This window comes from Olsenella sp. KH1P3 (assembly GCF_900167315.1).
Classification (GTDB): Bacteria; Actinomycetota; Coriobacteriia; order Coriobacteriales; family Atopobiaceae; genus Olsenella_J; species Olsenella_J umbonata_A.
The window spans coordinates 436,474-461,383 of sequence record NZ_FUWQ01000001.1; the positions used below are offsets into that span (position 1 = coordinate 436,474).

The following is a 24,910-nucleotide window of genomic DNA, read 5'->3' on the forward strand; positions in this document are numbered from 1 at the left end:
TCGATTAATCGTCGGTTTGAGGTTGACGATATAATTGGCGTTGTCAAATAACCCTGTACAACAACGACGACTCATTTTCACCTGAAAGAGGTATCGACAGTGAAGACCGTCGGCATTATGACCTGGTTTTCTTACGACAACTATGGGACCGTTCTTCAAGCAGCCGCTATGTGCCGGTCACTTTCAAAGCTTGGGTTAAATCCTCAACTCATTTCTTATGATCCGAGCATGGGCTCAATGGGGCATGCAAAGGTGAAGAAGAGCATAGCGACCAAGGTCGCACATCGCTTACTCGGAAAGTATCACCTCTGCTCTAGAGAGAGGTGCGATAAGTTTGCCGATTTTAGGAGCCGCTTTCTTGTACTCTCGCCACGTGTCAAGTCCATTTCTGACCTGCCCCGTCTAAATAATGAGTACGATGCGTTTCTTTGCGGGAGCGATCAGGTCTGGTCTCCACGTTTCTTCGATCCAAACTACTATCTTTCTTTCGTTGGCGACGATGTAAAAAAGGTCGCGTATGCTCCGAGCTTTGGATGTGATTCGCTCGAATTATACGGTCACGCAAGCGAAATAAGAGTGCTCCTCGAGCGGTTTCAATCCATTGGCGTTCGTGAGTCGAGTGGTGCGAGGTTGGTGGAGGAATGTACTGGGAAAAAGCCTCCTGTTGTTCTTGACCCAACGCTTTTGCTGTGTGATGAAGAGTGGGAAGGGCTCTCATCGAGAGATCGCTCCGAGGACCAACTGCGACCGTACTGTCTGTTTTATTTCCTTGGCTATTACAAAAAGAATTACGACGTTGCTCTTCAGATCGCTAACACGAAGGGTCTTTCTGTCGTGATGATTCCCGTATACCAAAGGGATTTGAGCAACCCGAATTGTCCGCAAGAGGCGGTTGGCCCTGATGACTTTATTGCTCTCGTCAGGGGAGCGGCGTGCGTGTGTACTGATTCTTTTCACGGGTGTGCATTTGCGACTCTGTTCGGAAAGGAGCTCTTCGCCTTTGAGAGGTTCGATCCTAAAGACCCCAATTCTCAGAACACGCGGATTTATAGCTTTCTCGAGACAATGGGGTTGAGAGATCGCTTGATTACAAGAAATCGTTTGGACAGCTATAGTGCTGCGGATGATTCAATGTACGATAAGATTTCGCTTAACAAGCGAATTGAAGATCTCAGAAACGAGTCGATGGACTTCCTGACGTCGTCCTTACTCGGGGTGTAAACCGAAAGAGTGTGGCATGTCAAAAATGGGTAATCTGGCTCGAAATGTTGGGCTACTTTCGATAGCGTCTTTCGGAACGAAGCTCATGAGCTTTCTTCTTGTGCCGCTCTTTACGAATGTTCTTTCGACCAATGAGTACGGCGTCTATGATCTTGCGTTTAATTCCATCTCCTTGATGATTCCTATCTTTACGCAAAACATTGCAGACGGTGTCCTGCGCTTTTCTATGGATGAGGATGTCCGCAAAGAAGACGTCTTTGCTGTGGGGCTCCGAGACCTTCTCCTCTCCATACCATTTGCGCTTGTTGCATTGATTGCAGTGAAGATCTGTGGTGCGTTCTCTGATCTTGACGGGCATTACCTTGTCATCTTCGTGACCTATGTTGTCCAGGCTCTCAGCGTCATTGTGGTCTATTACGTTCGCGGGCTAGACAATTTTAAGGACGTTGCCGTCTCGAGCTTGCTCTGCAGCGCCCTCATCATTGCCTGCAACCTCCTGTTCCTCTTGCCACTCAAGCTGGGGCTTCAGGGTTACTTCTGGGCAAATGTCATCGGTCCATTCGCACAGTGCGTCTACCTCTTTGCGAGAAATACGCCTGCTTCCATTTCCATACATGCGTCCAGTGGACGGCTTGGGGATGATATGCATTCCTATAGCCTTCCTCTGATAGCAAATAACATTGCATGGTGGGTTAATAATGTTTCAGACCGTTACATCGTTACCTTCTTTTGTGGCGTTTCCGCAAATGGAATCTACTCAGTCGCCACTAAGATTCCCAGTATTCTAAGCATCGTTCAATCGATTGTCGGTCAGGCTTGGACAATATCTGCGGTTGGGGAGTATGACCCAGAGGATTCGGACGGCTTTTTCTCAAACATGTATGCGGGCTACAACTGCGTCATGACGATTGCGTGCACTATTATCGTTGCTTTGAATATTCCGCTTGCGTCTCTCCTGTATTCGAAGGACTTTTTTGCGGCCTGGCATTTTGTTCCATTTCTCGTCATCTCAATTGTGTTCGGGGCTCTTTCGGGCTACTTGGGGGGAATTCTGGCTGCCGTAAAGGATTCTGCTGAGTTTGCGCGTTCGACGGTTATTGGAGCGGTCGTTAATATCGTGCTTAACTTCGCCCTCGTTCCCGTCATAGGGCCTAATGGCGCAGCGTTTGCAACTTTGATTTGCTATTGGATTACTTGGTGCCTTAGGGTTCGACGCATTCGCGACTACATTAGGCTGCATTTTCGATTGGGACGCGATTTGCTCTCGTATGTTGTTCTGTTCTTCCAGGGGGCTAGCTATTATCTGTTTGCTGAGGGAACGGCTGTCTTGCTTGTCCAATTGTTCTTTGTCGTACTGGTGATGGGCCTATACCTGAAAGACGTCAGATTGATTGTTTCTCGTACACACTTCTTACTGCGTGAAAAAAGGGGCAATAGTCGTGTCAAATAAAGCAGCGAACAATCCACTCGTGTCAATCGTCGTGGCGGTGTACAAATCGGAACTATTCTTGGACAAGCTGATTACGTCGATCAGAGAGCAGACGTATAATAATCTTGATGTAATACTTGTCGATGACGGTTCTCCTGACGATAGCGGTTTGATTTGCGATAAGTATGCCGCGATTGATTCGCGAATTAGGGTGTTGCATAAGGAGAATGGTGGAACGTGCGACGCGCGCAATAAGGGCGTCGCTCTCGCGCGTGGAGAGTACCTCTCGATCATTGATGGGGATGACTGGCTCGCGCCGGATTATGTCGAATATCTTCTTCGGCTGGTTCAACGGCCGGGTGTCGATATGGCTATGACTGATTCGGTGTTCACGACTCGCGACTTAAGCCAGAACCCTCATGACAACGTTAGAATACTGACTCCTGAAGAGGCCGTTGCCTTTATTCTGTACGTCAAGACCCCCATCGGCCCATGGAACAAGATCTATAGGCTTTCTTCAATTAAGGAGCATGGACTCACGTTTTGCACTACGTGGTCTGGCGAGGGTCTCTACTATTCGACGATGGCCGCAATGTGGTCTAAGGGCGTAGCGGTAGGACATCGAAGGGTTTACTACTACAGGTTGAACAATGCTCACAGCGGATTGACCGACTTCAATGTCCAGATGGGCATTAATGCGTATGAGAACATCAATTACATTAAACAGTGCCTTGAAATACGAACCCCTGCGACTATGAATGCGGCCGATTGGCATATCTGGCGCAATTATTTTTACTTGCTCTATCTTATTGTTGCCACACATTCCGAGGAGAAATACAGCGAGCGCTTCTGCTGCTGTAAGCGCTCTTTAAGGAGGCTGCTTCCCCGTGCCCTGTTCAATTCTGACCTGTCGATGAAGACGAAGGCTGGAATGCTTATTCGTGGCTTGCTGCCTGTTACCGCTGCTCGAGCCCTGCTTATACAAGAGGCCGTAGCTCGAAAAAATGATCAGTATTCCTGATGGGGGGCAATAATTGAGGAAAGCAGCAATAGGACATCTTTCTTTTCCTTCCGACTCTCACTGTGGACATATTGCCTTCGTGTCTGGAGGAACGGGTGGCATCGGCTCCGTAATAGTTCGAGATTTGGTGGACTTGGGCTGCCTGGTTGTGGTTGCCGGGCGAAGTCGCGAGAAATTTGAGACGCTTTTCGCGGATCTCCCGCAAGATAGATTGACATGGGTTGATTTTGATGCTGCTCGCGCAATTGACGACGGCATTCGTTACACGTGCGAAGCGGCTAGGTGCTTTGGGCGGATGCCCACCCTATGGGTTCTTTCGGCGGGCGTGCACTCGGAGAACCGGAAGCTCTCGTTCATGAATGCGACTAGGGACGATTACGAAAGTGTTGTGTCTCTAGATTTCGATTCGACTTGCGAGATGGCTCTATCTGCTGCGAATGCGATGGCCGAAGAAGGGCTGCCGGGAAGGATAGTTATCGTTTCTTCCTCTACCGGGGGGGAGTCATCCTGGTCTCCCTATCGAGTAGCGAAGCGTGCGTGCAATGCGTTTGCCCGTCAGGTGTCAGATGAGCTCAAACGGGACAATATCGGAATCTGGTGCGTTTGCCCCGGACCTACGGCGACCAAAATGCTGCATTACAAGGACGGGTCTCCGATTAATACTCATGATATTCAAGCTGGTAGACTTGTCATGCCTGAAGAGGTGTCTTCGCTAGTTAATGAATTGCTGTTGAGAAAAGAGCTGTTCTGCACTGGCGAGTCGCTCTTTCTTTCTGGGGGACGTGGGACCTTCGATTGTCATTGAGGTGAGATGGTGAGTCGAATCGGACGATTGTATAGGCGCTATCGTGACGCTGTGGAACCGAAGGTCTTGCCCGAAGTCACAATCGAGCGGAGCGATGAGGTTGTGGCCGATCGGCGTGTTCTGGTGATTGGCAGCGGCAATCTTGCGAAATGCGTGGCGGAGTCCGTTCGCTATTCCGGGAGTCGGGTGGATCACTTTGACTTGAGCCTTAGTTCTTCTGGTTACAGTGTGACGTATGACGGCGCGGTAATAGTTTCTAAGCTGACGTCTATTCTCGAGAGAAGAAATGGGGACAAACACATATCTAGCGCTGCGACCGGCGAATTGGAAAAGTTGTATTTCGCTAACCAGTTTGCCTGCAAAAGACTGCAGAGAGGCTGTGCGATTGTCAATATCGTCTGCTCTGATTCTGGGTGCTTTTGGAAAGAGGAGATTGAGGGGCTCACTCGAGGTGTTGCTATGGCTGCGGCTGATGTGGGCGTGTCCGTAAATACCATTCAGTTAGTGTCCCGCACGGGTGAGCCTGACAACTCATCCACGCCTGTTTGGGATGACTTGACCTCATCCGTTTTGTTCTATCTGTCTAAGGCCGGTGTAATGGCTACGGGAAACGTTGCGAGACATGTTGTTGATGACGCAAGCTGAAAAAAAGGCTTCAAATGATCTACTTCGACCAGTTTCTCTGGGCAACGAGAAACGACTGCCGGCATTTTTTGTTCGCAATGCCGTATGGCTGTTTTACGTTGCTTTTGCGCTCCGTTTCATCGGCTCATTTTTCGAAGTTACAACGTTTACTTGCCTGCTTTTTATTCCCAAGGGTCTGGCTATTGATGTCCTTGATGCCATTGCTGTTTTGCTCTTGTTGGCAAAATTCTTGCTGCAAAAGACGTCTATCGTTGGCTGGTGCTGCGCAGCTGTAATCGTTCTGGCTGGCTTCCTCTCCTGGCGCTGTGGACACGAAAGCTTTTTCTTTTGGCTTACTCTCTTTTTCGTTTGTTCAGAGGGCGTGAGTTTAAATACTCTTGCGCGAATCTCTATCACCCTAACGTCCTTTTTAGTGATCATTACGCTCCTCTGCTCTTCAGTTGGAGCTATCGAAAACCGGATCTTTGAGAGGGCGTCTGGGTCGAGGCCGGCGTATGGATTTGCTCATCCCAATTACCTTGGCCTGTATTTGCTTGCACTGGCAATTGATTTGGTGGTCTTGAGGATTGAGGAAAAACCCGGCGTGACCGTTATGGCCATCCTGGCTTTTTTCCTTCTTGATGTGCTGTTTGTCGGGTCGCGTTCCAGCGGCGCCGCAATGGCCCTCTTAGGGCTACTGTTTATCTGCTTTTCTAGGGTGAGTAAATCGAGGACTCGACGTCGTCTCACGATGGCATTTGCGGTCTTCGTTCTACTCTCTATTGTTGGAAGCGTTGCTGTAATGGTGCGCTACGACTCGTCTCTTCCTGTCGTTAATGACCTCTTCCGCAGCATCAATGTTGCTCTTAGCGGACGTCTGTCACTTGCGCATAAGTATTTCGAGATGCAACCGCTTACTGCATTTGGGGACGACTTCTCTCGCTTTCCACCAATCTACTGGGAATTGGGGCAGCCTGCGACTTTTTTGGTTGACAATGCGTATTGTCACGTATTGCTGAGGTTTGGTGTTGTTCCGTTTGCTCTGATGGTTACTGGCTTCGTCCTTTTGTTTGTCGACCTGATTCGAAAGAACACTTGGAATTCGCTCTTGTTGGGCATTGTTGTCATGGCGTTTGTCGGCTTGAGCGAGGCACGCGGCATGCACGTTGAGTGCAACTACTTTTTGATTGGGATGGCCAGCGAGCTCCTCTTTTCAGGACTGACGGCTTCACGGACCAAATAGAGGGTGAGAATGGGTGCGTTTTCGCACGCAACTAAGTGAACGTCTTGCTGACCACGATGGATACGGCGTGGCCGCTTTTCATGCAAGCGTCTTCTCCCTGCGAATAAATCTCCCTAGTGAAAAACTCGGAGTGGTGGGTGTTCTTTGTCCAACTATGTTCATAGCAATGGAGAAGCGCTCAATCTGTCCGGAAAGAAGTTTCCGCCATGAAAAAACCTTTGGTTGCTCTTGCGGTTGTATTGGTCTTGACTCTTTGCTCTTGCGGGCTGTGCCTCTGGGGACAGCCCGCCTCGAATACCGAGGAGTCCTTGGAACAACAAGAGAAGTCATCCCTGTTCACTAGTGACGAGTGGCCACAGAATGATGTCACGGCTGCTGTTCCGAAGCCGAGTTTCAGTGTTGGTATTAGCTCCGTTTCGACTGGCGATTCCGTTACGAGCGTGGGATATGAGAATGTGCCGGCTGCGAAGTGGAGACTTACGTTGAGCAACTGAAATCTGCTGGGTTTACGTATGACGCAAACGAGAGTAAGTCACCAAGCATGTATCTTTATTCTGCGTATAATTCCGAAAATATTTTGTCTTCGGCAATGGTCCAAGTCAATTATTCTGACGACGGCCGGCTTAGCATACTGATGGGCAAGGCGCACTAGCCTAGGCACGACATACACGTGAAAGCGACCACGTCGGAAACGGCGAGGCCGCTTTCGTATGCACGCCCTTCTCCTTGAAAAAATGAAACTGGCCGAAGCGCTTGACCCTTACGTTACGTCATGGCTTATCCTCATGCGTGACAAGGGCGGATGCGGGAAGGGGGCCGGTTTGCTGACCGTTAAGGAAGTCGCGGAGCTGTCGGGTGTGAGCGTGCGGACGCTGCACCACTACGACGCCATCGGCCTCCTGGGTCCCGCTGGGCGCACGGAGGCTGGCTACCGGCTCTATGGGGACGCCGAGCTCGCACGGCTGCAGCAGATTCTGCTCCTGAGGGAGCTGGGCTTCTCCCTTGCTGACATCCGCAAGACCATTGACGCCACGTCACGGGACCGAAGGCGCGCGTTTGAGCAGCAGGCGCGGCTCCTGGAGCTCAAGCGGGAACACATCGACGGGCTAATCGAGCTCGCTCGGTCGCTGGCGCGGGAGGAGGGGGCGAAGGTGAGCTTCGAGGCGTTCGACACCGGCAAGATGGACGAGTACGCTGCTCGCGCGAAGGAGGCCTGGGGCGACACACCCGATTGGTCCGACTACCAGAGGCGCAGCGCGGGACGCACGAGTGAGGAGGAGTCTGCCATGGGGGAGCAGCTGATGGAGCTGTTCGTTCCGTTCGCGAAGATGGCGAAGGAGGGCACGGACCCCGCCAGTGAGAGAGCCGTGGCGCAGGCCGCGCTGATTCGCGGCTTCATCTGCGAGCACTACTACGAGTGCAGTCTCGAGACGTTCGCGGGCCTTGGCAGGGCCTACGGAGCCAGCGGCGAGTTCACGCGGAACATCGACCGCTTCGCGGGCGAGGGCGCCGCCGAGTTCGCGTCTAGGGCAGTGGAAGCCTACTGCAAGTGGGACGGCGGTGCGACTGGTGTGCACAATTGCAGGATGGGCTGATCTGTCCGATTGCATTCAAGTAACGGAGTATGAAAAACCGGCCAGGTGCTCGAACTCTATCAGTCGTGACAGGGTCGCAGATTGAATGCAGCTCCTTCGTTTTGAGGTTTGCTGCCAGAAGATACGTTGATTTATATGGCCGTGCTTCGGCGCGTCTGAAGCGGCGGCGTCTGATTCGATGACACCTGACATTCCAGCCACTCGACGAATCTGTTGGTGTTGTCTGCATAAATGTTCTGATATGCAGTTTTGAGATCATCCAACGAGGACAGATGGCGAGCAGAACATCCTCTTCGTAACGGGGTCCTTGTCGGAGACCCCGTTCATCTTACGTTCCTCCAGCCTTATCTCTCTGCACAGGTATTCTGTAATTGCGGCGTCGGTCTCGCCCGCTTTACGGTATTTCGCCTTGGCGCAAAGACCGTCGCTCATGATGCGAACAGGGGATTGCCGCTACAAGGAGAAGAGTAAAACGATTTGATTGAGCCACGCGCAATGATCTTTGCGCAGCGCTCGTGCGTGGAAAAGCCTTCACGAGCCATCTTCCAGGGACTCTCTTTATGGCTTAGATCTCGAAGCCCTTTCCTTGTTAGGCCTCCGAGCTTGTCAACAACCTTAGATACTGCGTTCTTCTCGAGGGCAGGGGTAGAGCATGGGCAATCAGGGCATTGACCTGAGTTTGAAATGACGTAATGTCCGACATGAACCTTGTAGTCGGACCAGTGGATTGAAGAACGCCATTTGCGATGTCGGCAACGTCAGCCATTTGCTGCTCCCCCAAGTCTTGGGATGTCTTTCTGGATGCACTTGGCGGCTTCAAAAGAGCAAAAAACAATTAGAAGAAAGCTGCCGGATCGCACACGGGAGCGATCCGGCAGCAGACAAGGGAATCCCGCGCACGCGGTAGTGGGGGACGGCACGCACTCAGCGCATGCGGGATTGCTAGTGGGATGTCTTCTTGAAGCAGAGGAACCAGTCGAGGCAGTACTGCTCCTCGGTCTGGTTCTCCATGCGGTCCTTGGCGACGCCGCAGGAGCCGGCCGTGGGGACGATCACGTCGTCGCCCGGATGCCAGTCGGCCGGGGTGGCGCAGGCCTGTGCGTCTGCGGTCTGGAGTGCCTGGATGACGCGCTTGATCTCGTCGAAGTTTCGCCCGGCTTGGACAAGCGTCTGCGCATGATGATCAAGAACTCCGCGCGGTTCATCCGCTTCCACGATGGCGCGCGCGTTCATGGCAATGATACCGACCGCACGGGGCTGCTCATGGTTCTTAAGGGGAGCCTCCGCGCCTACCTGCTGTCGTCTTCGGGTCGCGAGTGCACGCTGTTTCGCGTGGAGGAGGGCGAATGCTACGCGCTGTCGTGTTCCAGGTTGCTGTCGCTCGTCACCTTTGACCTCTTTCTGGACGCCGATGGGACAACGGAGCTGCTCGTGGTCGACTCGGAAGTCTACAACAGGGTCGCCGTCGAGTGCCTTGCCGCTGAGGCCTTTGCCTACCGTCAGGCCGCGATGAGGTTCAGCGATGCGATGTGGGTTATGGAGCAAGTGCTGTTCATGCGGTTGGAGGCACGCGTGGCGGCGTTCCTGCTCGACGAGGTGGCGCGGCGGCGGAGGGACTCGCTTAGTCTTACCCACGACGAGCTTGCGCGTCACATTGGGAGCGCGCGAGAGGCGGTCTCGCGCGTCCTGAAGCAGCTTGACCGTCGCGGCGTCGTCCTGCTCTCGCGCGGCCGGGTTGACGTGCTTGACAAACGCGCGCTTCGCGCCCTGGTCGGCGTCTAGGGTCGATTGCTTCGCGAGCGGGGCGGCACGTCCTTCTTGCTGGCCTTGCCTTGCTAATTTTGAACGCGCTGCGATGTCGTGTTTCATGCTCCTTGCGTGGGTTTGGCCGTACCCTGCGATGCGCTACGATGGGCGGGCTAGACATGGGGCGGGCGTGCCGTCCGCCATCGATCGCAAGGAGGAGACATGGCCAAGGAGCCGAGTGGCGACAAGCTGCTGGACGCGGGCAGCCTGGACGCTGACCAGCTGGACAAGAAGATCGACGCCTACGTCGACGAGGTGTGGGAGGGTGCCGTCGAGGACATCCGCTCGCTGGTGAGGATTCCCTCCGTCGAGGACACCTTGGCTGCGCAGCCGGGCATGCCCTGGGGTCCCAAGGCCCACGACGCGCTCGTGCAGGGGCTTGCCATCGCCTCCAAGTTGGGGATGGACGCTCATGAGTGCGAGGGCGGCCGCATTGGCTACGCCGACGTCGCGGGCGCGTCTGACACGCAGATTGCGCTGATCTGCCACACCGACGTGGTTCCCGAGGGACTTGGCTGGACCGTCGACCCGTTTGACGTCACCCGCCGCGAGGGCTACCTGATCGGCCGCGGCGTCCTGGATGACAAGGGCCCCTGCGTGATGGGCCTCTACGCCGTCGAATTCGTCGCGCGCCTGGCCCGCGAGAGGGGAGAGCGGCTGCCCTACACCCTTCGCTTTCTCGTTGGCAACAACGAGGAGACCAACATGGGCGACCTTGACTGGTACCTCAAGAACTACGATGAGCCCGCCTTTGCGTTCTCGCCCGACGCCGACTTTCCGCTGATCTGCGGCGAGAAGGGCGTCTTCCACGGTCACTTCGAGTCTGCCGAGGTCTTCGGCGGTAAGGGCGACTCGCGCATCGTCGAGATGGACGGCGGCACCGTCGCCAACGCCATCCCGTCTCAGGCGACCGCCACGGTCCGTGCGACCGCGGGCGAGCTCGCTGCCACCGACGTGGTGGACGTCGAGCCTGCGGGCGACGGCCTGGCGAGGCTCACGTCCCACGGCAAGGGCGGCCACGCATCGCTTCCCGAGGGCACCGTCAACGCGATCGGCCTGCTCGTTGACTACCTGTTGGACAACGGCGTCTGCTCTGCGGACGAGAGGGCCTTCCTCGAGCTGCAGCACGCGCTCTGCAGCATGGGCCACGACGGCGCGTCGCTGGGCATCGAGAGCTCCGACGACAAGTTCGGCGCGCTGACCGTCATCGGCGGCACGGTGCGCACCGAGGGCGGCCGCCTGAGGCAGACCATGGACTCTCGCTATCCCACGTCCATCACCGACGAGCAGATCGCCTGCGCGCTGGCTACGCTGGCCGACGCGCACGCCGCTACCTTCGACGTGGACGCGGTGAAGGTGCCGTTCTACATCGACCCCGAGTCTCCCGAGGTCAAAGCCCTGCTTTCTGCCTATGACGGAGTCACCGGCAAGACCTCGAAGGCCATCACCATTGGCGGCGGCACCTACGCCCGCAAGTTCACGCGCGCCTGCGCCTTTGGCCCCCACGACCCCGACGAGGTCGTCCCCGGGTGGGTCGGCCCCGAGCACGGTCCCGACGAGGGCATCAGTGAGGCCAGCCTGAAGTGCGCCATGAAGGTCTACATCCACGCGATCCTGAACCTGATGCAGCTCGACCTGTAGGCCGGCCATTGCGACGAGATAGTCCATCAGGTGCGACTGGGGCCGCCATCCGAGTGCAATCGGGTGGCGGCCCTTCTTGTCGTGCGGGCTTTGCTAGGGGCGTGCGAGGTCGCGCCAGTCGTCGAGAACGAGGTCGGCCTCACGCTCGATCTGGCGCATGTCCTGCACGGGGTCGCTTGATCGCACACCGCATGCGAGCATGCCGGCCGCGCGGGCCGAGGCGAGGGCGGCCGGGATGTCCTCGAAGACGATGCAGGAGGCGGGGTCTGCTCCCAGGCGCCGCGCGGCCTCGAGGTAGATGTCAGGGTGGTCCTTCCCGCGTGCGACCTCGCGACCGTGAACGCGCACGTCGAAGAGGCTCGCCACGTCCACCTGACTGAGGCCGTCGAGGACCTCGGGGTCGTTGGTTGTTGCGAGTGCGACTTGCACGCCGCGTGCGCGGAGTCGCCCGATGTAGTCGACGACGCCCGGCCTGAGGGTGGCCTCGGCCTCGTAGAGCTTGCGGCCCATGCGGACCCACTCGGCGCAAATCGACTCGACGCTCTCGTCGAGGCCGAAGCGCTCGATGGTGTACTCGGCCCCCTTGGAGAACCCGAGTGTGGAGAGGGTGAGCGCGTAGTCGTCCGGCACGACGAATCCGCGTGCCCCGAGGAACTCCTCGTCGACGCGCCTCCAGAGGGCGGCGGTGTCCGAGATGGTGCCGTCGAAGTCGAAGATGGCTGCCTCGAAGGCGGGCGGCCACAGCGGCGAAGGGGCGTCGTTATTGATGGTCAAGGGTTATCTCCTGAGGTGGTGCCGGGGCGCGGTGGCGCACTTCACAACTGACTCATGATAGCGCCCGCGCTATGGCGCTAGTCGAGGAATAACTGCTCGAGGGTCTCGAGTACTCCCGACTCCGTATTTGGCGGACAGGTTGTGTCAGCTGCACGAATCGCGTCCAAGGCGGCATTGTCCATCGCAGCACCCCAGCCGACGGCGGCAAGCATATCTACGTCGTTGCCGTTGTCGCCGAACGCAAGGCATTCGTCGAGTGACAGTCCCCATCTCTTGCAAAGGGTTGCTAGGCCAGTGGCCTTCGTGCAACCGGGCGCCATGAGGTCGACCGAGCCGTTGCCCGAGACAACGGGGACGAGGGCCCCGCAGAGGGCGTCGGAAACAGCCTCCGAGAGCGCCTGCTCTGTCCCGTTGCGCGTTTCGATCGAGAATTTGAGCGCGATGTCGCTCAGGGACGTAAGGTCGTCGGTCCAGGAGATTCGGGGAAAGTATCGGCTCATGAGCTCAAAGAAGCCTTGGCTTGCCGAGCCGTGCTGGACGTAGGCTCCGTTCACGCAGCAGAGGGCGCACTCGGCATCCACTCTGGAGGAGAGGAGCCTCCATGCGTCCTTGACGACGCCTTGCGAGAGGGACGCATGGTCGATTACGAGCCCGTCATCGACGACGAGGGCGCCATTCTCGGCGACGTAGGCAATGGGCGACGTGTCCGCCTCTTCCTCGATTCCTTCGAAGAACGTGCGGAGCTGGTAGTACTGGTTGCCGCTTGCGACGACAAAGCGCGTGTCAGACTCGGCCATGGCGGAGAGAACTCGGGCAAAGCGCTCACGGTCATATTCCCCGAACTGGTTTAGAAACGTTCCATCCATATCTGTGGCAACGAGACGTGGCTTGCTACCGTCCTGGAACGGCCCCAGACTCACTTTCCGTTTGCTGCTGCCGCATCGCTTCACCATGGGTCTCTCCTTAATCTGAATGCCGCCTGCCCCCGAATAGATGCCAGATAAGTGAACGTGAAAATTATACCTTGTATAAGAGCGGTAAATAAGTTAATACGAAATATGTACCAGTACCGAATCAGGCAGTGCTGCCAGAGGGTCTCGCTGCCAGGGAAGGAGCGTTCATGCGGGGAATCGAAGGGAAGGTAGTCGTCGTCACCGGTGCCGCGAGCGGCATCGGCAAGGCCACGGCGGGACGATTCGCGCACGAGGGCGCGACCGTGGCGATGCTCGATCTGTCGGCTGACGCCGTCGAGGCGGCCGCTGCCGAACTCGGTCTTTCCAAGAATGCCTACGTTGCGGTCGCCGTTGACGTGACCAACGACGAGTCGGTGGCCTCTGCCGTCGCATCGGTTCGCGAACGCCTTGGCCGCATCGACGTCCTCTGCAACATCGCGGGGATCGGCGGTGAGGTCGGATCCGTCGAGGAGCAGGATGTCGCAACCGCCCGAAAGGTCATCGAGGTTAACCTGCTCGGTACCTACGACATGATCCACCACGTGCTTCCCGTGATGCGCGAACAGGGCGAGGGCGTGATTCTTAACACGGCCTCCGTGGACGGTATCGCCTGCTACGCCTTTGAGGCCCCGTATGCCATGAGCAAGGCCGCCGTCATTCACCTGACGCAGTGCCTTGCGAACGAGCTTGGCGGTAAGCTCCGCGCGAACTGCGTGAGCCCCGGCTGGGTGAGGACGCCCATGATGGACGCCACGGCCGACGCCTTCGGTGACATGGAGTACCAGAACGAGGGTGACCTCGTGGATCTCGGGCCTCTCGGAAGGGTGGAGGAGCCCGAGGAGATAGCCGCGGTGTTCGCGTTCCTCGCATCTGACGACGCAGCCGTGATCAACGGTGCAGACATTCACGCCGACGGCGGCAAGTACCTCGGCAAGCAATAGCCAAAGGCGCCCGTGGCAGAGGGCCGCGGGCTCGACTAGTTGGGAGACCGTAAGAATGATCAAGTATGACAAGCAGCACGAGCTGGACAGCGTGAGGGGCGCCCTCGCCATTCGCGGCGAAATCGAGGCCATGGTGGACGAAGTATGCGAGCGTGGCTTCGATCTCGTATGCTACATGGGCATCGGGGGCACCTGGGCCTCCGCGCTCCAGGCCGAGTCGCACATCAAGGAACTGAGCGACTTGCCGGTCGTCGTCGAGAACGCGGCCGAGTTCAACACGCTCGGAAACAAGCGCCTCACGGACAAGAGCGTCGTTGTCTTCTCGTCCGTCTCCGGCAACACCGCGGAGATGGTCGTCGCCCTGGATGCCCTGAACGAGCGTGGCGTCACGACCATCGGCTTCGTTGACCACGAGGACTCGCCGCTTGCAAAGGGGGCGACCCACTGCATCGTCTATCCCGAGAACGAGCAGCTCAAGTTCTTCATGGTGGCCGATCGCTTCATGAGGAACGCCGGCCAGTTCCCGCAGTACGACGCCTACTATGCCGAGCTCGACGCGCACCTTGCGGATGCGCTCGTCTCGGTCGCGGAGGCCTCTGACGAGTTCGCTCAGAGGTTTGCCGAGGAGCACCACGACGATGACATTCACTACTTCGTGGGCGCTGGCGAGCAGTATGGGTCGACCTACTCCTATGCGATGTGCTACTGGGAGGAGCAGCACTGGATTCGCACCAAGTCGATCCATGCCGCCGAGTTCTTCCACGGCATGCTCGAGGTGGTTGACCGCGACACGAACGTGACCGTCATCATGGGCGAGGACGCCGAGCGCCCGCTGGCCGAGCGCGTCGCCCGGTTCCTCCCGAAGATCTGCGCGCGCTACACCATCATCGACTCCAAGGACTATGCCCTTGAGGGCATCTCGCCGGAGTATCGCGGCTACCTGAGCCACCTTGTGACCCATCAGGTCACGAATCGAATTGACGCGCACATCGAGCGTATCAACTGCCACCCGATGGACATCAGGCGCTACTACCGTGCCCTCGACTACTAGGGCATCGTTTCCCCATGCGGGGCCGCCTCCGGGCGGCCCCGTCCCGTTTGGAGGTTCGCATGAGCACGATAACGATGCGCGACGTCTCCGTCATGGGCACATCGTACGTGCATTACCCGTTCGAGTTCTTTCTCGACTCAATGGCCGAGCTTGGAATCGAGCGCATTGAACTTTGAGGTGCCGAGCCGTTCTACTGCAGGCTCGACTACCCTGACTCCTGGGCGGCCTCCCGCCGCCTGCGCGCCATGCGGCGGCAGATGGAGGAGCGCGGCCAGTGCGTGACGATCTACACGCCCGAGACCCTTGGCTACCCCTATAGCCTCTGCGATCCCAACCCGGCGCTCACGCTGCGTACGATCGAGTTCTTCAAGTGGGCCTTCGAGGACGCGCACGAGTTGGGCTGCGGCCGCGTCTTCGTCAACTCGGGCTGCGGCCTGAGGAGCCTGCCGCGCGAGGAGTCGCTCAAGCGTTGCGTGGACACCCTGGCGACCATCTGCGACCTCACCGAGGCGGAGGGCATCGTCATGCCCCTCGAGCAGCTCCAGCCCTACGAAAGCAACCTCGTCACGACCCTCCCCGACGTGCGTCGGGTGCTCGAGACCGTCTCCTCTCCCGCGCTTCGGGTGTGCGTCGACCTCACGGCGATGGAGGTACAGGGAGAGACGCTCGACGACTACTTTGATTGCTTTGGGGACAAGGTCGAGTGGATTCACTATTCCGACTCCCATCACGAAGCGGTGGGCTCGGGCTCCTACGGACGCGAGAAGCTCGCCGGTTTCATCCGCACGCTTGAGGAGCGTGACTTCGAGAATGGGATCGACCTCGAGATCAACGATTCCATCTACTGGGAGGACCCGCACTCTCCCCATGAGGCCACCTGTCGGTATTTGCGAGAAGAGCTTGGCCTTGAAGGCTAGAGGCTCGGTACCTCGAGGCCAGAAAACATCCGCAGCGCGCGGTCCAGGGCGCCGTTCCAGAAGAGGAAGTCGTGCCGCCCAGGCCAACTCTCGAAGGTGCTCCTGCAGCCGAGGCGCGCAAGCGCCTCGGCGAGCCCTCTTACGTAGGGGCAGAACGGGTCATCCTCTCCGACCATTTGGATGATGCGCGGGATACTGTCTATTCCGACCTGGGAGATCGCCGTTCGAGCAAGGCTCTCGACCGAGTGCTCCTCGTCAGGTCCCGCCTCGCCGAAGACGGCACGCATCTCGGCGTCACCCCAAAAGAGGTCAGAGAAGTGCTCGGCAAGCGCTGCGGGGTCAGTCACGGCGGAGAGCGCTGCCACCCCGGCGAAGCGCTCGGGGTGGGCGAGGGCCATCCTGAGCGCACCGTATCCTCCCATGCTCTCGCCGCACACGAAGGTGTGCTCTCGGTCGCGCGGAAGCCTGAACCAGGTGTGCACGAGCTCGGGCAGCTCTTCCGAGACCCATTCGAAGTAGCGCGGTCCCGTGGGTGCGTCGAGATAGAAGCTCCGGTTGCCGTCGGGCATCACGACGGCAAAGTCATAGACCTTCGCGAAGGCCTCGACCATCGAGAAGCGGGCCCACTCGTCAGCGTTCGAGCCGAGTCCGTGCAGGAGGTATAGAACCTTCAGGTCATTATCTATCTCGGTCCAGAAGTCTTCAGAGTCGTCAGGGAGAATTACGTTCACATGCTGCGTGACGCGAAGCGATCTCGAGTAGAAGTCCCCGCTTAGCGTGCTCATGGCCCCACCTTTCTGACGTGCGCGCGCGTCATGCGCTAATTGACAGTTTCTGGCGAAGAGCTGGTATATCCCTTTTATTAACGCGGCCTTTGACTGGGTCGGCTCAGTGGCTCCGCAAGGATGTCCTTGTTGCGCAGAGGGCTTGCCTTATCGAGACGGCAATTCTTCGAGATGGGGGCATATACCTAAATTGCACCCATCATATTGAACTAAGTAAGTACGAAGTAATTCTATACCACTCGCCGACGAATAAACAAGTGTAAGCAAAAAATATTCCAGTGCGTGTAGTCTAACGGATGGAGTCAGCGAGACGCGCTGGGTCTCGACGAGACGAGGGCGTCTCCGTCGCATTCGATTGGTCATGACAGCAAGAAGGGAGAGTGTATGTCTGACACGCAGGCCGCAAAGGGCGGCGAGGGAATGACTCGTCACCTTGGCCTCAGCACCGCCGTTGCACTTGGCGTCGGAACCACGATTGGATCGGGGATCTTCACCTCGGTAGGCGCGGTCGCTGGTGCCGCTGGTACGCCGTTCTTAACCATCCTCGCGTTTTTGATCGGCGGACTCATCATGATTCCGCAGAATCTCATCTATGCGGAGTACTCAACCGCATACTCCGAGGACGGCGGACAGTTCGTGTACTTCCGTGAGGCGGGCTGGCCCTTCCTCGCAATGTTCTTCATCTGGTCCTGCTGGTGGGGCTCCGATCCCGTCGGCATTGCGATCATGGCCCTCACGGTCGCCAACTACCTCGCCTTCTTCACGGGCTGGTCGGCGACGGTCGTCTCCGTCATCGCCTGCCTGCTCATCATCTTCTTCACCTGGCTCCACATGTGCCACAAGCACGCTGGCGCCAAGTGGCAGAACTTCATCACGGCCTTCAAGGTCGTTCCGTTCCTCCTGCTCGTCCTCACCGGCCTCTTCTTCATCAACGGCGGCAACTTTGACGCCGCCCCCGTCGCGAGCTCCGCTGCCGCCTCGGGCGGCGTCCTGACCGCCCTCATCGCCGGCGTCGCCGCGACCACCTGGTCCTACGACGGCATGCAGACCTGCGTCACCATGGGCGGCGAGGTGAAGAACCCGAAGAAGAACATGCCGATCGCACTCATCGGCACCGTCTTCGTCGTCACCCTCCTCTACGTGCTGCTGTCCGTCTCCGCCACCGGCCTCGTCGACATCGAGTCCCTGGCGGCCTCCGAGGCGCCCATCGCCATGGCGTTCTCGCAGATCCCGATGATCGGCGAGCACGCCGGCACGATCGCGGCAATCCTTGCGGTCATCGTGGTTACCGGGTCGCTCTCGTCGCTCATCATGTTCCAGGCCCGTGGTGAGATGAAGGCCGCGCAGGAGGGCTACTGGTGGCGCTCCTGGGGCAAGATCGACCCCAAGTACGACTCGCCCGTGATCTCCATGCTCTGGCAGTCCGGCTTCGCCCTCGTGCTCGTCTGGGCGACGACCATCCAGGACCTCGTGGCGATCTTCACCTTCATCTGCCTGCTGCGCAACGCCCTGCTCTTCTGCGCCTGGTTCTCGCTGCGCAAGAAGGATAACTACCACCCGACCTTCAAGGCCCCCGGTGGCCCGGTCATGGCGATCCTCGCCATCGTTCCCTCGCTCATCCTCATGTATGGCGAGCTGGGTGGCATCATCTCCGGCGAGGTGCCCCTGTTCAGCTTCAACCCGATCAGCGCCGGCATCCTGATCGTCATCTCCGCCGTCCCGTTCTTCCTGCACTGGCGCAGGGTCAACGCGGACATCATCGAGGCGGCCGAGGAGCGTCGCAGCGCCGCGATCGAGCGCCGCGTTGCCACCGAGGCTACCCCCGACGCGTCCGACACCGCAGACGCATCCGACACGCCCGACCCCAAGGGCGACGGAGAGTAGTCCCTCCCACGAGGGGCGCGCCCGGCCCAAGGCAGAGGCTCTTCTCCGAGGGCTGAGCCGCCCCTCTCCTTGAACCAACGGCTGGCCACCCGCGCGCATCGACCGCCGCGGGTGGCCTCCTCTTTTGCGTGGCGGGCCGCGGCCCTCCGCGCGAGACATCGTAACGACTCCAGAAGGGATTGAGATGGACGAGAAGAGCTTTGTCCTCCGCTCGGAGGCGATTTTCGACGGCACGGGCGACGTGCCGTTTTCGGGCTACGTGGCCGTGCGCGACGGCGAGATCGTGGGCGTGGGGGAGGGTGACGGAGACGCCTTCGTCACCGACGGGGTGCGCGTCATCGACGTCGGCGACGCGCTCGTGACCCCCGGCCTCGTGGACGCGCACTGCTTCTTCCAGGGCTGGCTGCTTCAGAACTATGGCGCGGACCTCTCGGGCTGCGCGAGCCTGGCCGAGGCCGCGGCGCGCGTCGCGGTCCAGGAGGGGTTCGCCCTTCGCGTGGGCCACGGCCTGCCCCTCGCGCTTGCCACGACCGACACGCTCCTGCTTGACGAGGTGTTCGGCGACGAGCCGTGCGTGCTCGTCTGCGAGGGCGCCGAGGCGATGGTGATGAACGGCGCCGCCGAGGACGCCTTTGGCTTCACGCCCCAGGAGTGCTGGTCGGAGCGCGCGCACCTGCTGCTGGCTGCCGTCATGGCGGACCATGCGGCGTCCGTTCCGCTCTACCGCAGGTACCTGTCGATGATGAACGGCTACGGCGTGACGTCGACCAAGGAGATGGGCTACGACGACGACTGGTTCGTCGACGAGGTGGTCGGCCTCGAGCGCTCGGGCGAGCTCACCCTGCGCGTGAGCCTGATGAGCCAGCCGGTGGGGCGCGACGCCGACATCGGCTACGGCCTCGGCCTGCGCGACCGCCTCGCGAAGAGCGACCTTGTTGCGTTCAGCGGGTACAATCAGATGACCGACGGCTCGATAGGGGATCATGCCGGCGAGATGAAGGAGCCCTACCTCGACTTCGACGGCCGCTGCTCGCTCGACATCGACTGGGGGCATCACGCGGAGGAGGTGCGCCGCGCCGAGGAGGCTGGCTTCCGGTTCTCCCTGCACGTGCAGGGCGACGGAGCCGTCTCGCACGCGCTGGACATCTTCGAGGGGTGCGCGCGCGACGACGACGGCCGGCTGCGGTTCCGTCACGCCATGACCGACCTCGAGGCGGCCGACCCCGCCGACTTCGCCCGCATGGCCGCGCTCGGCGTCGTCGCCGAGGTGTATCCGCTCATCCAGTCGATCGCAAACCGAGCGGGAAAGGTCGAGATGATCGGGCGCACCATCGGAGAGGAGCGCGGCGCCCGCTACTGGAACCGGCGCGGGATGCTCGACGCCGGCGTCAGGGTCGCCTGCGCGACCGACCTCCCCATGACTCTCGACGACCTGGGGTCGGGCGTCTACTGCGCGTGCGGGGGCCTCTTCCCCGAGGGCGGCAGCCCGCTCTTCTCGCAGAACATGATCACGCCCGCCGAGCTCGTACGCGCCTGGTGCGCGGGCGGCGCCTTCGACCTCATGCTCGAGGACCGCGTGGGCACGCTTGAGCCGGGCAAGCGGGCCGACATCGCGGTCTTCGACACGAACGTGCTTGCCTTGGACCCCGCCGACGCGCGCGGCTGCTCCTGCCAGATGACGATCTTCGACGGGCGCGTGGTGCACGACGCCCGCTAGCGCGCCTGCCGGCACGTCCGCTGGCACGCATGTCGGCACACCCGCCGGCATGCCACCCGCGCGTCGTCCGCGCGACAAGAATCGGCCCCGCACCGCCGTCTGGCTTGGTGCGGGGCCGAACTCCGTTGGTGCAGGTCTGAATGGGAACTGGCGTGGTCGTGGTGGTGCGGCGAGTGGGTGGTGCTTGGACCGGTCGTGGTGCGGACGCTGCGCGTGAGGCGGCGATGGCGGGGGCTCCCCGCGCCCCTAGAGGACCTCGCGGTCGACGTAGTTCTCGCTCTTGCCGGAGACGGCCCTGTCGAAGGCGGAGACCAGTGGGTGCTTGTGCCAGAGGTGCCTGTCGTCGGTGAGCTGGTAGGCGAGGGTCTGGTAGTAAGGGAGAAGAGCGAGCGGCGCGGCGAGGGAGTCTCCCTGGGGCGCGAGGGCGACGTCGGGGTCGGCGGACGCGGGATCGTCGGTCAGGACGAAGACGTGGTCGGTCACGAGCCGCGTGGCCTCGACGAGCTGGCGGCCGCGGGCGTGGTCGCGCGCGCCCACGAGGTTGAAGAAGACGGCGTAGTCGGGCGAGAGCTGCAGGTTGGGGCCGTGCAGGTACTCCTCGAGCTCGAGGGCCGTCGCGGGGATCTGGAGGCACTCGCCGAACTTGAGCGCGCCCTCGCAGGCGATTCCGTAGTTGGCGCCGGCGCCCACCATGAAGACGCGCTCGAGGCTCGTGAGCTCCTTGTAGCGCGCGGCGAGCGCGCCGGGCGCCTGGGCCGCCACGTCGGCGAGGGCGTCGGCCACGCCGGAGAGCCGCGCGACCTCGCGCTCGCGCTCGGCGTCGTCGATGCGGCCCTCGGCCCGCGCGACGTCGAGGGCGAACAGGCAGAGGAAGTTCGCGAGGGCTGAGACGCCCTTGGTCACGTAGCCTACGAGCTCGACGCCCACGCCGTAGTCGACGAGAAGGTCGGACGCGCCGGCGAAGTCGGACGCGACGTCTCCCGTGACGCCGATCGCGCGTTCGCCCTCCTCCCGGATGGCGGCGAGCGCGGCGAGGGCGTTGGTCGAGTAACCGCTTTGCGAGACGACGAAGGCGAACTCGTCGGAGGTTACCTCGCGCTCGTAGGCGCAGAACGTGTACGGCTCGACGATGTCGACCTCGCGACCGAGGACGGAGCGCATGTAGGGGCGGGCTATCGTGGCAGCGTTCTTGGACGACCCGCAGGCGACGATCCGCACGCGTGTGTAGGTGCCTTCGAGAAACGCCCGTGCGAGCGGGGCGGCGGCGTCGCTTTCGAGCTGCGCCCTGAGGACCGAGGGGGTCTCGTGGACGTAGGTGAGCATGGTTGGTCTTGCCGTGGTCATGTGTCTGGGTCTCCTTGCGATTGAGGTCCGATATGGTGTGGGTGGTTCCTATGGGGATGGGGTGACGTGCTCGCGGGGGAACGGGCACGTCACCCCAGAGGAGGGCGTTAGTTGGAGACGAGGCCTGCGGCGCCTATGACGCCGGACTCCTCCCTGAGCCGCGTGACACGCAGCTCGGTATGCTGCCCCTGGTACACCTCGGCGACGATGCCGCGCTGGAGTCGGTCGACGTAGGACTCGAGGCCGCGGGCAACGCCGCCCCCAAGGACGATGACGTCGGGGCAGTAGAGGTATACGTACTGGTTGAGCGCGCGAAGCAGGTAGCCCAGGAACCGGTCCACCACCCTGCGGGCGACGGGGTCTCCCGCGACGGAGCGCTGGAACAGGTCTTTGTTGGTGACCGCCGGCCCCAGCACGCGATGGACGACGCGCTCGAGGGCCGTGCCGGAGCAGGTCTGCTCGAGGCAGCCCTCGAGCCCGCAGTAGCAGGGGCTCTCGTCGATCCAGGGGTCGTCGTCGCGCTCGCGAACGCAGACGTGCCCGGCGAGGTGGCCCCGGGGCTCGCCCTCGACGAGCCGGCCGTCCTCTACGAGGCCGAACCCGATGCCCGTGCCCAGGGTGAGCGTGAGCACGCGGCCGAAGCCCCGGCCCTCTCCGGCCAGCGCCTCGGCCATGCAGATGAGCCGGGCGTCGTTGTCGACGCGCACGGGCAGGCCGAGAGTGACCGACATTTGCTGGCCGAGCGGGTGACCATGGGTGAGGAAGGGCACCATCGAGGAGAGGCCGTCGATCGTCCCGTCCGAGAAGACATAGGATCCGATGCTCACGCCAGCCCCTACGGGCCTCGTGCCCGTTTGCGCGACGAGCCGGCAGACGCTTTCGGCTATGCCGCGGTAGAAGGCGCCCTCGCTCTCGCGCTCCGTCGGGAAGACGTCCAGCGCCATCACGCGTCCGGGCCTGGACGCGTCGACGAGCCCGACCTTGGTGCGCGTCCCGCCGACGTCGATCCCGCAGACGACTCGGATCGGCGTCGCGCTCTTCTCGCCCGCGCTCATTTGACGACCCATCCGTCCTCGAAGAACATGCCCGGCTCGACGCCGTGGGCGAGCGCGACCTGGTAGCTGAGGAGCTGGAAGTAGATCGCCTCGACGAGCATCATCCACGGGCCGTCGAGTCCGAGCTCGGGGAAGGTGAAGCGAGCTCCCGCACGGGCGGAGTCGTCGAAGCCGAAGTAGAGCGAGTCCGGCGCGGCGTCGTTCACGTAGCCCCAGATCATGCGCGAGCGCTCGTCCGGGCAGACGTCGATCAGGACGGGCGTGGTGCGTGTGCGAGTGATGCCCTGCGCGCGCACGAGCTCCATCGGGCCGTGGTAGAAGTTGTCGGCCGTCATGACGTTGGCCCCGACCTTGGCGGTCTCCTCGATCCAGAGCGATGCGCTCCTCGCCATGTTGACGCCCTCGTCGCGCGAAATGAGGTAGAAGCAGTCGGTCGCGGAGAGGAACGGCACCTCCTCGAGCCGGGCGAGGATGGCGCGCTTGTTGGCCTCCATCCAGTCGAGCGCGCCGTGAAGTGCCGAGACGAGCGTGGCGTCGGGCTCCGTGCGGCCTGCCATGTGCGCGATGAAGAGCCCGCAGAGGGCCATGGAGCTGTAGGCCTTGATGCAGACGATCTTGTCGTAGCTCGCGACGTCGTGCAGGACGTGGGCGCAATGCGTCGCCATCGTGGAGGCCGGCGTCATCGTCACGCACGCGGCCTCGTGGCCGTGCGCATCGAGCCATGCGGCGAAGTCGGCGACCTCGCGGCTCTCGCCCGAGCGGCTCATCAGGATGTAGAGCGTGTCGTGGTGGACGCGCTCGGGATGGTGGATCAGGGTCGCGGTCTCCACGAGCTCGACGTTGCGCCATCCGTCGTCGACGAGCGCCTCGTACATTGGCATGAGGGAGTAGAGCGCGCTTCCCATGGAGGTGAGGACGACGCGGTCGTAGGACTGCATGAGGGCGCAGATCTCTCGCACCTTGTCGAGATGCGGGCCGCAGAGGTCATCGAGGACGCGATGGAGCTCTGCGGGTTGCTCGAAGATGTTGGCGAGTATCGGATTGGTCTCGTTAGCCATTTCCGCCCCCTACCATGCGCCGAAGTACTGGAGGGTAACCGCCGAGCTCTGGGCGCCCTCGTCCATGCAATCCGAAACGCCCTTGCCCTCGAGCACGCCCTTGATGAATCCGGCGATGAAGGAGTCACCCGCGCCCATGGTGTCGGCGAGGTCGACCTCGACGATGCCGTGCTTGTAGAAGGTGGTTCCGTCGAAGGCGAGGCTTCCGTGCTCGCCCAGGGTCACGACGACGGCCTTGGGACCCATAGCCTGCTTCTCTCGCATAAAGGCACGCACCTCGTCACTGTCGTCGGCGTCGAGGCCGAAGAAGGCGTAGTCGACGTAGGGGAGCGCGGAGTCGACCATGGGGTCGTCGGGCTGGTCGGAGAAGTCGAAGGCGACCGTGGCGCCCGAGGCCTTGATGGCCGGAAGGTCCTCGGCAGTGTGGCCCCAGATGCCACTCACAAAGAGGTCGTGGCCGCAGACGAAGGCGAGGTCGTCCTCGGTGAGTCTGAAGCTCTCCATGACGCCCTCGGTGTAGTCGCCGAAGACGCGGTTGCCATTGACGATCTTCACCTGGGTGACGGCCGTCTGCCCCTCATCGACGTGGAGGTGGGAGAGGTCGACCCCCTTGGCTTCTAGGGCATCTGCCAGGAAGGCGCCCTCGGGGTCGGTCCCGACTGCGCCGGTATAGGATGCGTCGATCCCCATGCGCTTGAGGTAGACCGCGACGTTGACGGGGTTCCCGCCAGGGTACTTCTTTCCTTCGTCCTGGTAGACGTCAACGCAATTGTCTCCTGCTGCGGCAACTCTCATGTGCTTCTCCTTCTGGTGGTCTCGATCGTGTGCGCACGCTGCGCGTCCACGGCAATGCTACAGATTGGAATGCCGCGTGCATCTACTCTGAGATAAGTGGTATGAAAAACACTATAAGCGGTATAGCGAATCTACGCTTCGGTGAATGCGTTTGATAATCCTTGGAGTTTCAAGCTGAACGTTGTGAAATCGTCCGCGTGCGGTATGAGCCGAATATAAGCGAGCTGTACGTCAGATGTATTTAGTATATA

The 24,910-nt window shown here is 60.3% G+C and carries 21 protein-coding genes; 13 read left to right on the forward strand and 8 right to left on the reverse strand.

Going from position 1 to position 24,910, the window contains the following annotated elements:
- Window positions 1-99: 99 nt before the first annotated feature.
- From B5D13_RS01805 to B5D13_RS01830, 6 genes are all read left to right on the forward strand, one after another.
- Window positions 100-1,221, forward strand: a complete 1,122-nt coding sequence (locus B5D13_RS01805; protein WP_078686577.1) for a polysaccharide pyruvyl transferase family protein — start codon at window positions 100-102, stop codon at window positions 1,219-1,221.
- A 25-nt stretch (window positions 1,222-1,246) separates the two neighbouring features.
- On the forward strand, window positions 1,247-2,671 hold the full coding sequence (locus B5D13_RS01810; RefSeq protein ID WP_255375253.1) for a lipopolysaccharide biosynthesis protein: 1,425 nt from the start codon (window positions 1,247-1,249) through the stop codon (window positions 2,669-2,671).
- Entirely contained in the window at window positions 2,661-3,671 is a 1,011-nt protein-coding gene (locus B5D13_RS01815) for a glycosyltransferase family 2 protein (RefSeq protein ID WP_078686579.1), read from the forward strand. Before B5D13_RS01810 ends, B5D13_RS01815 begins: the two co-directional genes overlap by 11 nt.
- 79 nt (window positions 3,672-3,750) lie before the next feature.
- A complete protein-coding gene (locus tag B5D13_RS08855) occupies window positions 3,751-4,476 on the forward strand; it encodes an SDR family oxidoreductase (RefSeq protein ID WP_369821282.1) in 726 nt (241 codons plus the stop codon).
- Window positions 4,477-5,104: 628 nt separating this feature from the next.
- Window positions 5,105-6,343 carry an O-antigen ligase family protein gene (locus B5D13_RS01825; RefSeq protein ID WP_143327731.1) on the forward strand — a complete coding sequence of 413 codons (1,239 nt, stop codon included), beginning with the start codon at window positions 5,105-5,107 and terminating at the stop codon, window positions 6,341-6,343.
- Between the two features lie 821 nt (window positions 6,344-7,164).
- Window positions 7,165-7,938, forward strand: coding sequence for a MerR family transcriptional regulator (locus B5D13_RS01830; protein WP_078686738.1), 774 nt, complete (start codon window positions 7,165-7,167; stop codon window positions 7,936-7,938).
- A gap of 942 nt (window positions 7,939-8,880) precedes the next feature.
- On the opposite strand, the gene B5D13_RS01835 is transcribed toward B5D13_RS01830, so the two are convergent.
- Window positions 8,881-9,153, reverse strand: a complete 273-nt coding sequence (locus B5D13_RS01835; protein WP_200802592.1) for a peroxiredoxin — start codon at window positions 9,151-9,153, stop codon at window positions 8,881-8,883.
- Between B5D13_RS01835 and B5D13_RS01840 the strand changes: the two genes are divergently transcribed.
- Complete coding sequence (locus B5D13_RS01840) at window positions 9,115-9,720, forward strand: Crp/Fnr family transcriptional regulator (protein WP_090991459.1); 606 nt, start codon at window positions 9,115-9,117, stop codon at window positions 9,718-9,720. The two genes, B5D13_RS01835 and B5D13_RS01840, sit on opposite strands and share 39 nt — an antisense overlap.
- Window positions 9,721-9,906: 186 nt before the next feature.
- Window positions 9,907-11,385: a Sapep family Mn(2+)-dependent dipeptidase gene (locus tag B5D13_RS01845; RefSeq protein ID WP_234970621.1), complete on the forward strand. Its 1,479-nt coding sequence runs from the start codon at window positions 9,907-9,909 to the stop codon at window positions 11,383-11,385.
- A gap of 93 nt (window positions 11,386-11,478) precedes the next feature.
- Here B5D13_RS01845 and B5D13_RS01850 read toward each other — a convergent pair whose 3' ends face one another.
- Together B5D13_RS01850 and B5D13_RS01855 are read right to left on the reverse strand one after the other, a co-directional pair.
- Window positions 11,479-12,159: an HAD family hydrolase gene (locus B5D13_RS01850; protein ID WP_078686583.1), complete on the reverse strand. Its 681-nt coding sequence runs from the start codon at window positions 12,157-12,159 to the stop codon at window positions 11,479-11,481.
- 77 nt (window positions 12,160-12,236) lie between these two features.
- Window positions 12,237-13,112, reverse strand: coding sequence for a Cof-type HAD-IIB family hydrolase (locus B5D13_RS01855; protein ID WP_078686584.1), 876 nt, complete (start codon window positions 13,110-13,112; stop codon window positions 12,237-12,239).
- 167 nt (window positions 13,113-13,279) lie between these two features.
- On the opposite strand from B5D13_RS01855, the gene B5D13_RS01860 reads away from it, so the two are divergent.
- The 3 genes from B5D13_RS01860 to B5D13_RS01870 all read left to right on the forward strand — a co-directional run bounded on the left by B5D13_RS01860 (window position 13,280) and on the right by B5D13_RS01870 (window position 16,021).
- Window positions 13,280-14,053 carry an SDR family NAD(P)-dependent oxidoreductase gene (locus B5D13_RS01860; RefSeq protein WP_078686585.1) on the forward strand — a complete coding sequence of 258 codons (774 nt, stop codon included), beginning with the start codon at window positions 13,280-13,282 and terminating at the stop codon, window positions 14,051-14,053.
- Between the two features lie 55 nt (window positions 14,054-14,108).
- On the forward strand, window positions 14,109-15,104 hold the full coding sequence (locus B5D13_RS01865) for an SIS domain-containing protein (RefSeq protein WP_078686586.1): 996 nt from the start codon (window positions 14,109-14,111) through the stop codon (window positions 15,102-15,104).
- 236 nt (window positions 15,105-15,340) lie between these two features.
- Entirely contained in the window at window positions 15,341-16,021 is a 681-nt protein-coding gene (locus tag B5D13_RS01870; protein ID WP_369821283.1) for a sugar phosphate isomerase/epimerase family protein, read from the forward strand.
- On the opposite strand, the gene B5D13_RS01875 is transcribed toward B5D13_RS01870, so the two are convergent.
- Complete coding sequence (locus tag B5D13_RS01875) at window positions 16,018-16,806, reverse strand: alpha/beta hydrolase (RefSeq protein ID WP_078686587.1); 789 nt, start codon at window positions 16,804-16,806, stop codon at window positions 16,018-16,020. The genes B5D13_RS01870 and B5D13_RS01875 overlap by 4 nt on opposite strands.
- Window positions 16,807-17,190: 384 nt before the next feature.
- Here B5D13_RS01875 and B5D13_RS01880 point away from each other — a divergent pair, with 384 nt between their 5' ends.
- A complete protein-coding gene (locus tag B5D13_RS01880) occupies window positions 17,191-18,690 on the forward strand; it encodes an amino acid permease (protein ID WP_078686588.1) in 1,500 nt (499 codons plus the stop codon).
- A gap of 184 nt (window positions 18,691-18,874) precedes the next feature.
- Window positions 18,875-20,407, forward strand: a complete 1,533-nt coding sequence (locus B5D13_RS01885; protein ID WP_078686590.1) for an amidohydrolase — start codon at window positions 18,875-18,877, stop codon at window positions 20,405-20,407.
- 246 nt (window positions 20,408-20,653) lie between these two features.
- On the opposite strand, the gene B5D13_RS01890 is transcribed toward B5D13_RS01885, so the two are convergent.
- The 4 genes from B5D13_RS01890 to frlD all read right to left on the reverse strand — a co-directional run bounded on the left by B5D13_RS01890 (window position 20,654) and on the right by frlD (window position 24,659).
- On the reverse strand, window positions 20,654-21,751 hold the full coding sequence (locus B5D13_RS01890) for an SIS domain-containing protein (protein ID WP_078686593.1): 1,098 nt from the start codon (window positions 21,749-21,751) through the stop codon (window positions 20,654-20,656).
- A 107-nt stretch (window positions 21,752-21,858) separates the two neighbouring features.
- Window positions 21,859-22,806 carry an ROK family protein gene (locus B5D13_RS08695; protein ID WP_234970623.1) on the reverse strand — a complete coding sequence of 316 codons (948 nt, stop codon included), beginning with the start codon at window positions 22,804-22,806 and terminating at the stop codon, window positions 21,859-21,861.
- Window positions 22,803-23,864, reverse strand: coding sequence for an SIS domain-containing protein (locus tag B5D13_RS08700; RefSeq protein WP_091007720.1), 1,062 nt, complete (start codon window positions 23,862-23,864; stop codon window positions 22,803-22,805). The genes B5D13_RS08695 and B5D13_RS08700 overlap by 4 nt, the downstream gene beginning before the upstream one ends.
- A 9-nt stretch (window positions 23,865-23,873) precedes the next feature.
- Window positions 23,874-24,659 carry a fructoselysine 6-kinase gene (gene frlD / locus B5D13_RS01900; RefSeq protein WP_078686595.1) on the reverse strand — a complete coding sequence of 262 codons (786 nt, stop codon included), beginning with the start codon at window positions 24,657-24,659 and terminating at the stop codon, window positions 23,874-23,876.
- Window positions 24,660-24,910 lie beyond the last annotated feature (251 nt).